The sequence below is a fragment of the Deltaproteobacteria bacterium genome (assembly GCA_018668695.1).
In the GTDB taxonomy this organism is placed as follows: Bacteria; Myxococcota; XYA12-FULL-58-9; order XYA12-FULL-58-9; family JABJBS01; genus JABJBS01.
This window is the reverse complement of the sequence record JABJBS010000152.1, coordinates 1-10,160: the sequence shown is the minus strand read 5'-3', so window position 1 is coordinate 10,160 and position 10,160 is coordinate 1. Positions and strand designations below refer to the sequence as shown.

The window sequence follows — 10,160 nt, the reverse complement described above, 5'->3', positions numbered from 1 at the left end:
TGCTGGTGAAAAGGCTGGCAATGCGGGCGGACGAATATTCGTGGATATCCCAAAAAGCACAACGGCGGTTAAGACAATCAACTTGGATACCCCGGTGGTCCAAGGCGTTCGACTGGCGAACCGGGATGGTGGGAGCACGCGTGTCGTATTGGACCTGGGCCAGCCGAAGACTGATTACACAACTCTGATTCTTGAAAACCCTTTTCGTATTGTTGTCGATGTTGCCAATGAAGGCACTAGGACATCACCATCTAAGCCCAGCTATAAGCCACGGCTTCACAAGACGCTGGTCGTGATTGATCCAGGGCATGGTGGCAAGGATACCGGGGCAACGGGCCATAAAGGGATTAAGGAGAAAGACGTCGCGCTCAAGATTTCGTTAGAGTTAAAGCGCGTGCTCGAAGCGGCTGGTTTATCGGCTCGGCTAACTCGCACCAAAGATGAGTTTGTGGCGCTCGAGGAGCGAACTGCGATGGCCAACCGCCTTAATGCCGATATCTTTCTATCCATTCACGCAAATGCACACGATGACAGCAGGGTCCACGGCGTAGAGAGTTATTATCTGGATTCTACCAATGATAAATATGCGCTTAGGCTTGCGTCGGTTGAAAACAAGGTCCGAGAAGAGCGGGTTAGTGAGATTCAAATTGCGTTGGCTCAGGTGTCTTCAAAGCTTTACACAAGTGATTCCCAGCGGATTGCCGCCAATGTGACGAATGCGCTTTCGGATGTGGCAAAGCGTAAGACGGGAAGAACCCGAAATTTGGGGGTTAAGCCATCACTCTTTTATGTTTTACTTGGAGCACGCATGCCTGCAGTTTTAGTTGAGGCTTCATTTGTCACAAATGCTAAAGATGCCAAAATGCTTGGGTCTAAAAACGGTACAAAGGCGCTTGGCAAAGCAATTGGTGAAGCTGTTCTAGACTACCTCAAAGATTCTAAAGTGATGGGTCGACGATAAATGACTTCGAATAACTGGCAGGATCCGGAGTGGGGACGTGCGAGGGCTACTCAGCTTCGTAGTTCGGTTGATGCACAGAATCTGTTGGCCCGAAAAAGAATGTCCGAAGATTGGGATGGACTTTCAGTTGCTCGAAGCTTAGCCGACCATCGAGTTCAATCACTTCGATCTCACTTCGTGACAGTCTCCGAGGCTACTCAGATTCAAGAGCATCAGCGTATCTCCCTGTTGGTGACTGGAGGTCTTGGGCGAAACGAGATCTCGCCGTATTCTGATTTAGATTTAGTTTTAATTTGCGACAATCCGGACAGTGAGAAAATGCGCGAGTTTGCCAACGCCTTTTTCTATCCGCTTTGGGATTCTGGTTTAGATATAGGCCATGCGATTCGAAGGCCAGCAGATTTCTATGACCTGCTGCAGGAAGACCTGACGGTTCTTACTGCCTCTCTTGACTGGCGACCGGTTGCGGGCAATGGAGTTCTTTTACGAGAATTCAGCGATGGACTGAACGGCGTGCTGCGATCCGAGGAAGTCTTCGGTAAAATGCGGGAGACGATTGTTGGCTGGGCAGAAGGCGTTAATCACTCAACGCAGCACCGTTTAGAGCCTAATCTCAAAACAGGAACCGGTAAGCTAAGAACGCTTCACGAAACATGGTGGGCGTGTCGGTATCTGTGGCGTATCGGAGATTGGCGTGACCTTTTTCGTCGCGGGATTGTTGATCTGTTCGAGGTCGATACGTTGCAGTATGGGCATCGAGTGCTTCTCGAGGCTCGGCTGGCAATGCATTTTTGCGCAAACCGTCGGCTTGATGTTTTGACGACGGAGCATCAGCCTGAGGTAGCAGAGTTCATGAACGTTCTTGGTAATGACTCTGAGCCAGCTGCTGATTTACTACTGAAGGCGGTTTACCGGTGTGCAAAGGCGATTCGTGCTGCGGCCGATAGGCTGCTTGATGTTTGCTTAGAATCCATCGATTCCAGTCCAGGTCGCGCCATAAAGACTCTAGCGTCGGTTCGAGAAGAGACAACTGAGATTGCAGGTAAGCTAGCGTTTTCGAATTCAGCGGTTAGCAGCCTCGATGCTGAAGCTATATTGACGATGCTCCGTAAGACCCAATTAGACGGTGTAGGGCTGCACTGGAGTGCCCGGTCTATTATCCAGGAAGCTGTTCCTCGCTTGTTTACGGTGAATGCTTGTGCGCTTCCGGTCAATATCGATTTGTTTATGGACCTTATTACTCATACGGGAACAAGCGGCGACGACTTAGAACGCTTGCACGAGTTTGGTATTCTCGAAAGAATGTTTCCTGCTTTTCGCCGAGTAACTGGCTTGGTTCAGCGTGATTTGTACCACGTGTACACCGTGGACGCGCACTTGATTTATACTGCTCGTCGGGCGCTTCAAGTCTTGGCCGGGGATTCGCCTGAGGATCCAGGTGACTTGGTGACCATGGCTTCTCGTATTGTGCGGCAGCATGTTTTGGTCGTCGCTGCTCTGTTTCACGACATTGGTAAGGGTCAGGGTCACGGGCATGCTGAACGAGGTGCGCGGCTTGCCCGGGAAGCTGCTGGGAATCTAGGCTGGAGTGCCGATGATACTGAAGATTTGGTCTTTTTAGTAGATCAGCATTTGGCGATGATGATTATTAGCCAGCGTCGTGACATGGAAGACCCGGAGCTTATCCAGCGTTTCGCAGTACAGGTGGAGAGCCAGGAACGATTGGATATGCTGGTTACGCTCTCCTATGTTGACGCTATCAGTACGGGTCCAGAGGCCTTTACGGACTGGAAAGCGGCCCTGCTTCGTGAGTTGTATCTTCGTACGAGGTTGGCTTTGCGAGCCGGGGCAGGTGATCTTGGATTAAATGAGAGGCGTTTGTGCCGCATCAACGAGCTTTGCCAAGGAGTCTCTGTCTCTTCTGGATTTCGAGATTTCTTAGGGCGCATGTCGTCCAAGCATGTCCTTTCTCACAGCCGTGACCTGCTTTTAGAGCATCAGATTACGCTTGAGACAGCGGAAGTCGAGGGCGCAGCGGTCCGCATTCATGGTAACCGTAAACGCAATCGATGGGAGATCGTTGTTGCTTGTGCTGACCGACCGGGACTTGCGGCAGACAACTCGCGCGTGTTTAGCGAGCTTGGATTGCAGATTATCGGTGCTCACATGGCCGTCACGAATGACGGTTATTCACTCGATACTTTCATCACTCGGGCAAGCCACTGGGACCAGCTTGAGCAGAAATCATTTCAGGCTAAGGTTTCGGAATCCTTGGTTGCAGCCGCACGTGGAGACTCTCGCGTGGGACATGATGAGGATTTCGGGAAATCTCGGTGGTACAAAGCTCCGTCGAAGAAACCGCGAGTTATCTTTGATCCTGAAGCAAGCGAGCGGCAAACCGTTTTGGATGTTCTGGCCGAGGCCCGTAACGGCTTGATGTTTGATATCAGTCAGGCGATTTTCGAAGGTGGAGCTACCATCGAGTCAGCACGGATGACCACGGAGGGTCGCCGGGCTATTCACTCATTTTATATCGTCGAGAAAGACACCGGGCTTGTATTGAGCACATCCCAGCAAGATCAGGTGCAAGCATTGATTATGGAACGACTGTCCTAAGGATTACCATCCTGCTGGGGATGAACCGTAATTGAAAAGTTCAATGATTTCAATACGTCTTGTCGCAATGCGTCGCTAGGAGTGAATTGTTATTTCAATGGATTCAAGGTACACTGTTTCGTGTCCGTCCGGGGTAAAGTTGTATAATTACGGAATATAGATACGCGATGAATAGTTGTATGTTTGCAGCTTATTCTGGCGTTTTAAGTCATGGAGGGGGAGACCAAATCCGATGGAGGATAAACAGCAGTATACAGAGAGCCTAGAACCGACTGTTCCTGTAGGGGATTTGAAAGACTCGTCAGTCTTTGACCCACCAAGGATGTCTGCGCGATTACCTCCTGGCTTATCGGCTGACCGGCTTCTAGATCTTGGCGCGGTTTATCAGGCGCTTGCGGGTGATTCGGTTGTCGATTCCACCCGTAGTTATTTTCAAAACCGCTCAACGGTTGAGCGATTTTTGAGACTCTGTTGTTTTGATACGGATAATCCCATCGAGATGGCTTCTGTAGACGCGTTGCGCGCTGAGGCCGTGACATACTTGAGTGATCTCCACGGATATCAAATCCCATTGGAAGTTGCGCGCCCCAAACACATATACGATTTGTTTCTTACCGCATCGGCCGGTAATTCGGAAAGCAGCCGATTCGCCTGCATGATTTTGAAGGTGATGCATATCTTGTATCACATCAGCTCACGAGAGCTTGTTTTCAATATGCGAATCTCTGAGGCTGAATTACTTTCCCGGCTCAACAGTAAGGTTTTTCGTGTTATCGATGAAATGCGTGCTGAGGGAATAACGGTTTGTGAATTTGCGGCGGGCAAGAAGCGGCGCTCTTCAATCACAACGAAGCTTCTGGCAAAGCGCGATACAGTTGCGACCCATATTTTCGATAAGCTACGGTTCCGAATCGTGGTAAAAAGTCGCGACGATTTAATCAATGCGCTTATCTATATCATGCGTAATCTGCTGCCTTTTAACTTCGTAATGCCTGGCCAAAGTGAGAACGGGATTATCACCATTGATGACGTAACCCGTGTTTTTGGGGTGGAGCCTAGCTTCTTAAAAAGTTTTTGGGGCGATACGGGTGTACTGGTCAAAGAGCAAAAGGAACTTGCGACTCACGAAAATGAATTCAGTGGTCCAGGTTACCGCTGCGTGAACTTTGTTGCAGAGATTCCATTACGACTGGACGATATGGGAGTTGAAGCCAGTCCTGCGATCGGGGCGGTTGAAACTGAGATTCAGCTTGTTGATGCGATGACTGAAAAAGCGAATAGCCGGGGTGAAAATTCTCACGAACGTTACAAATCTCGCCAGAGGGTACACGTTCGCAAGCGCCTTGAAGGGATTGATTCACTTCAAGCAAGACTTCCTCGGTTCGAGGATATCGATTAAGAACTTTGGCTTGGCCTAGCCATTCTTTATCCGCAATCAGAACGCAGAAAAGCACCCCGGCTCGAGAGGAGCCACGGGGTGCTTTATCACTGAATAACGAACCTGCGTTTTATGCGCGGGCTGCGTTCATGCCTTTAACGAGGCGTGATACGCGTCGAGATACTGTGCGCTGGTGATAAACACCTTTAGTCGCTGCCTTACGCAATTCGCGTGTCGCGGCTGCTAGTTTAGTTTCAGCTGCTTCATTCTCTCCGGCGGCTACTGCTTCGCGGAATGAACGAACTGCTGAACGCACACGGCTTTTGACCGCGTGGTTGCGCTCTGTGCGCTTAATAGATTGACGAGCGCGCTTTGCTGCTGACTTATGATTTGCCACGAGTTACTCCTATTAACTATCGACTCTTGAGCCGAACGAACCATGGACTGCCAATAACACTTGGGTCATCGGACGCGCGGAATACTGGAGGCTCTCCAAAAAGTCAACCCAGTCAAGCATCTAGAAGGATCGTCGGCACAAACAACTGTGGATAACTCGCAAGCTCGTATACCTAAGTGACGAATCAATTAAAAATGGTCCGAAGGTTATGTAGGTGTCTGTTATTATTGTTCTATTCTGGAACTGTTTGGGATTGGTCCGCGATGCCGGGCTACGGAAGGTCATTTTTTGAACGAAGATATCCACAACCCATCCACAGGAGGGTGTGGTTAATTTATCTGAGTCGGAGGATGAACCGGTACAAATGAAGGTGGTTCATCAAAGTAGTCGCTTGGCGTCTTCCCATAGGACGTTAAGACGGTCAATACCCAGTTCCCGAAGGTTTTTACCCGTACTCAGTGCGCTCTGTTCTACGTGGCGAAATCGTTGATGAAATTTATTGATCGCGCCTCGCAGTGCATCCTCAGGATCAAAGCCTATGTGACGCGAGTAATTGACGAGCGAGAATAGAACATCGCCAAGTTCTTCTTTAATTGAGTCCCGGTCTTCTGGGCTGTCCAGAGCCTCTCTCAATTCGGTCCATTCCTCGTTGTACTTCTCCAAGGGTCCGGTGGCGTCAGGCCAATCAAACCCTATCCCGGACGCCTTTTCGCCGGTTCGGTAGGCTCTCAAGAGGGCCGGGAGATGACTCGGGAGACCGTCCAAGACACTTGAACGTTTTTTGCCTTCTTTGCCTTTTCGCTCTTTGGCCTTTATTTCCTCCCAGGTTTCGGCAACTTCTTTGGCGGTTTTGGCACCTGCATCGCCGAATATATGGGGGTGACGCCTTACGAGCTTGCTGCGGATACCATCACAAACCTTAGCGACGTCGAAAAGGTCGGTTTCTTGTGCAATTTCCGATTGAAACACGACTTGAAGCAAGAGGTCGCCGAGCTCTTCGCAGTGTTCCTCGGGGATTCCAGACTCAATGGCCTCAAGGGTTTCGTAAGTTTCCTCAAGTAGATAGGTTTTGAGGGTTTCAAAAGTCTGTTCACGGTCCCATGGGCAGCCATCTGGTGCTCGTAGGGTCGCCATGGTCCGACAAAGTTCTGCAAATGCCTGACCTGCTTTTTCGAATCTGTCCATAATCATCCTCCGATAGCGAGGGATTAACATAACCGTGCCCAATGTGAAATTGCGCATTAATGCTTCCATCAGGTACCCGGCAAAGTGTATGAACGGAGTCAATCGTAAGGGCTGGAGTTATGTGTATGGCGTCGCGTGCCGTCTCAAAGAAAATGCTGAGCCAGCTGGAGTCACACCGATACTTTGTGCTCGCTGTTCTCTTATGCGTTTTCCCGTCTCAAACGGTGTCGGCACAATCGCCGGCGGTTCCCGAGCAAACTACAGGCTATCAAGGTCAGACAACGCCAGCGAACCTGGGTGAAGGCAAAACCTCAGCCGGCGATGGCCAGTTGACGTACGAAAATGTTGAAGAAGATTTCCCTGAGCCGGAGGAAGGCTTCGCCTCTGAAGGGCTTGATAAATCAGGCTTCAAAGAAATTTGGGCGCAACGTGGCCTAGCAATGCAGCGAGGAGATAGGTCGCAGGAGTATCGATTACTTTCACAGCTTCAACATAAAAAAGACGCAGCGGGTTGGCCTAACCTGTTCCAGTACGGCCAGGTGTTGGCGCGCGAAGCAGTGAAGGCTCAAGCTGACGGATCATCTGCCGCGGCCTATGAGCGAGCCTCTGCAGCTATTGCACTCGCACCGCAACACCCAGGAGTCCAGGCAATAGCCGGAAAGGTTCTTGTCATGGCCCCTGAGCGACGGCTTGAAGGTGCCGCTGCACTTGGACGCTCCTTGTTTTTGAGTGTTACCGAGCCGGCCCACCAACGTGTTCGCGGTGGTCAGCTTCTGATCGCGCTTTGGTTAAGTGTACTTTGCGCCAGTTTACTCTTTGGTTTCATCATGGCGCTGCGCTCTTGTGGTCGTATGCATACAGCAGTTCTCGATCGGTTGCCGAGCGGCACTCCCAACTTCCAAGCGGCCTTGGTCGTCATTCTGCTCCTTGCAACACCGGTTTTGTTTGGCTTCGGAGTTACTCTGTCTTTGGTTTGGTGGCTAACATTCTCGGGTTTTTGGATGCGTCAGCCTGAACGCCTCGCAACAGTTCTTGTGCTGATCTGGATGACTTTGTTACCGCTCACACTGCCTTTTGCTCTCGGTCATCTGCATTACCCCGGCTCGGAAAGTGAACTGGTTTACATGGCTGGGCGGGATATGGGCAATGAGGCTTTAGATGTTCGCCTCGACAACATCCAGGATCCCAGTCCGCGGATTCTCTTTTTACGCGGAATGCGTGACTATTGGCGTGGGGATACAGGCGCGGCATTAACCATCATGGAGCAGGCGGCTCTTATGCCCGAGGCTGGGGCCGAAGTATTCACAGCGCTTGGTAATCTCAGGTTTCGAGACGGGCAGAAGACCAGGGCGATTCAATCCTATGACAAGGCTTTGGCAATAGACTCGAATCGAGTGGTTGCCCTGTTTAACAAATCTCGGGTTCTCTACAAGATGGCGGATCATTCGATGGCAGGCGCTGCTCACGAAGCTGCGTCCGATATCGACTTGGCCATGGTGACCCGCTTAAGTGAGCGAGCACAGGATGCGGATATGTTTTTCGTCGCCGACGAGCCTATCGCGGGAAGCCTGCTCAGCGTTGGTGCCTGGGATATGCAGGTCGACGATAATGTTGCCGATTCATTTTGGTCCCGATTTTCTCCTTATGAACGATTACATAGCGCTCTCCTGGGCTTAGTCGGGCTCTTGCTTGCGTTTATTACGCTGTTTGCAAAACAGACTTTAGAACGAGCCGAAGATCGAAGCCGAGCGAAAGGGTTTGTTCGCAGCCGTGCCACTGACCACTTGGAGCCCGTCGAGAGGTCGGTGCAAATTAGGAAGCAAATCAGAGAGCACCGCCGACAGGCAAGACTGCGGCGTTTACGGCGCGTTCTTGGTCTTATAATGGCAGGCGGAGCGCACATGGTTTACGGGGCTCCTTTAAGTGGTCTTCTCTTTTCCTGCATTTTCGTAACGAGCATGCTGCTGTATTTGGTTTCGATTGATTTGTTGCCGGCGCTCATCCGTTTCGATGACGCCGCTCTTTCTCTTTTTGGGATTCCTTTGGGGGTCTTTGTGGTTGGTGTCTACATTCTTTCCATCCTGATGCGACCTGAGGAGGACTGGTAGATATGGCTCTCAAAGGAACGCTCAAAGATTTCGGGATTGCAGATATTCTCCAGCTTATCGCGCAGCAGGCCAAAAGCGGCGAGCTAAGCGTGCGCACGCGCGGCCAGCAGGTCACAGTCTGGTTTGTAGGCGGGAATATAGTCGGCGCAGAAGAGAATGGCCGAATCCAAAAAGATATGCTTGGCAGCATGATGGTGCGAGCCAACGAACTGACTGAGGCGGAGCTGGATTACTGTCTCGAGATCCAACGAAGAACTGGGCGCCGACTTGGCGAGATTTTACTCGAAGCCACCAATGTCTCGGTGGAAGGGCTACGCGATTTCGCAGAGCTTCAAACAACCGAAACAGTTTACAAGCTCTTCTTGTGGGAAACCGGGCAGTATTCGTTCAGCCAGCAGGAATCAGACGATGTAAATAATCGGGGCGTATTGATTTCGGGTGAGCACATATTGATGGAAGGTTTTCGTCAGCTTGACGAATGGCCTTTGATTCGTCGTCAAATTCGTAGCTACGCTCAGACTTACGTCCGCATTGGTGAATTGCCGCGACTTCAGGAAGCTGAACGTATTGTCAACGGCCCAGTTGATTTCGAAACAACCCTTTTCCAGAGGGTAGAGCGTGCTCAAAAAAATGCACGTAATATCGGCCCCAATGAGCGCAAGGTCTTTGCGCTCATTGCACCCGGCCATGATGTGCAGCGTATCATCGATCTATCTCGATTAGGTGAGTTCGAAACCTGTCGAGCTATTTGCCATTTGCTTAGTTCAAAGCTTATCGCCCCAAGTGACAGTGTTAAGGCCCTGCGTAACCCCACGGCTGAAGCAACGGTTGGTGGAATTATTCGACGCCAACGGTCTGCATGGATAGGCTTGGTGGGTGTAATGCTTGTGACCGCCGGTGTAATCGGTTTACTGGTCAAAAACCCGGGACCAATCTGGGTGGATATTGAAACATTTTTAGCAAAGGTGCAGGGTCAACAGGGTCATCAAGATACCCGTTTGCTCGAATTGGTGTCTGGAAATCAAGTGTTACACATTGAGGCGGCTTTAGAATTATACCGTACTCAGTATCGCAATTATCCCGATTCACTTGCACGATTAGTCGAAGTTGACCTTTTAAGGCCTCGGGATTTGAATTTTCCGTGGGAAGAACCGTTCTATTATCAGGCCACAGCGAGCGATTATAGGCTCTTGCGGCCACTGCGGTAATAAACTCGTAGGAGTAAAGACATGAAGAAGAAGATATTACTCACAGGTCTGTGCCTGTTTTGGTTAGCAGGCTGTGACCTGGTTGGCGAGGACGACCCGGGTGAAAATACCGACCCCTGCTTGCTGGATCCAGCTTCTTGCGAAGCCGTGGAGAGTGGAGAATTTGGTACCGTAACGCTGGAATCAACGTCGACCGACGATGTCTTCTTAGTATGGGTTCAGTCCGTGCCGACTACGCCATCCGTTGCAGACAACTACATTACGTTCAGCCTTGATGGCGGCGGTGGTAGCGCGTCGGCTCTTACGG

General features: G+C 50.7%; 8 protein-coding genes. 6 read left to right on the top strand and 2 right to left on the bottom strand.

Going from position 1 to position 10,160, the window contains the following annotated elements:
* The 3 genes from HOK28_08090 to HOK28_08080 form a co-directional block, all read left to right on the top strand.
* Positions 1–961, top strand: a 961-nt coding sequence (locus HOK28_08090; protein ID MBT6433034.1) for an N-acetylmuramoyl-L-alanine amidase, incomplete at its 5' end; no start/stop codon positions are given.
* Positions 962–3,577: an HD domain-containing protein gene (locus HOK28_08085; GenBank protein ID MBT6433033.1), complete on the top strand. Its 2,616-nt coding sequence runs from the start codon at positions 962–964 to the stop codon at positions 3,575–3,577.
* 232 nt (positions 3,578–3,809) lie between these two features.
* A complete protein-coding gene (locus tag HOK28_08080; protein ID MBT6433032.1) occupies positions 3,810–4,976 on the top strand; it encodes a TIGR04552 family protein in 1,167 nt (388 codons plus the stop codon).
* 109 nt (positions 4,977–5,085) lie between these two features.
* On the opposite strand, the gene rpsT is transcribed toward HOK28_08080, so the two are convergent.
* Together rpsT and mazG are read right to left on the bottom strand one after the other, a co-directional pair.
* On the bottom strand, positions 5,086–5,352 hold the full coding sequence (gene rpsT, locus HOK28_08075; protein MBT6433031.1) for a 30S ribosomal protein S20: 267 nt from the start codon (positions 5,350–5,352) through the stop codon (positions 5,086–5,088).
* A 378-nt stretch (positions 5,353–5,730) separates the two neighbouring features.
* Positions 5,731–6,537 (bottom strand): nucleoside triphosphate pyrophosphohydrolase, encoded by an 807-nt coding sequence (mazG, locus tag HOK28_08070; protein ID MBT6433030.1) that lies wholly within the window; start codon positions 6,535–6,537, stop codon positions 5,731–5,733.
* 125 nt (positions 6,538–6,662) lie between these two features.
* Here mazG and HOK28_08065 point away from each other — a divergent pair, with 125 nt between their 5' ends.
* From HOK28_08065 to HOK28_08055, 3 genes are all read left to right on the top strand, one after another.
* The gene (locus HOK28_08065) at positions 6,663–8,645 is read left to right on the top strand and encodes a hypothetical protein (GenBank protein MBT6433029.1); all 1,983 of its coding nucleotides are present in this window, start codon (positions 6,663–6,665) and stop codon (positions 8,643–8,645) included.
* Positions 8,646–8,647: 2 nt separating this feature from the next.
* Entirely contained in the window at positions 8,648–9,853 is a 1,206-nt protein-coding gene (locus tag HOK28_08060) for a DUF4388 domain-containing protein (GenBank protein MBT6433028.1), read from the top strand.
* 21 nt (positions 9,854–9,874) lie between these two features.
* Positions 9,875–10,160 (top strand): hypothetical protein (locus HOK28_08055; GenBank protein MBT6433027.1); only part of this gene is annotated, 286 nt, incomplete at its 3' end.

Excerpts from the sequence above, each read along its gene's own strand:
- HOK28_08085 (MBT6433033.1), top strand. The coding sequence starts at position 962 with ATGACTTCGAATAACTGGCAGGATCCGGAGTGGGGACGTGCGAGGGCT.
- HOK28_08080 (MBT6433032.1), top strand. The coding sequence starts at position 3,810 with ATGGAGGATAAACAGCAGTATACAGAGAGCCTAGAACCGACTGTTCCT.
- mazG (MBT6433030.1), bottom strand. The coding sequence starts at position 6,537 with ATGGACAGATTCGAAAAAGCAGGTCAGGCATTTGCAGAACTTTGTCGG.
- HOK28_08065 (MBT6433029.1), top strand. The coding sequence starts at position 6,663 with ATGGCGTCGCGTGCCGTCTCAAAGAAAATGCTGAGCCAGCTGGAGTCA.
- HOK28_08060 (MBT6433028.1), top strand. The coding sequence starts at position 8,648 with ATGGCTCTCAAAGGAACGCTCAAAGATTTCGGGATTGCAGATATTCTC.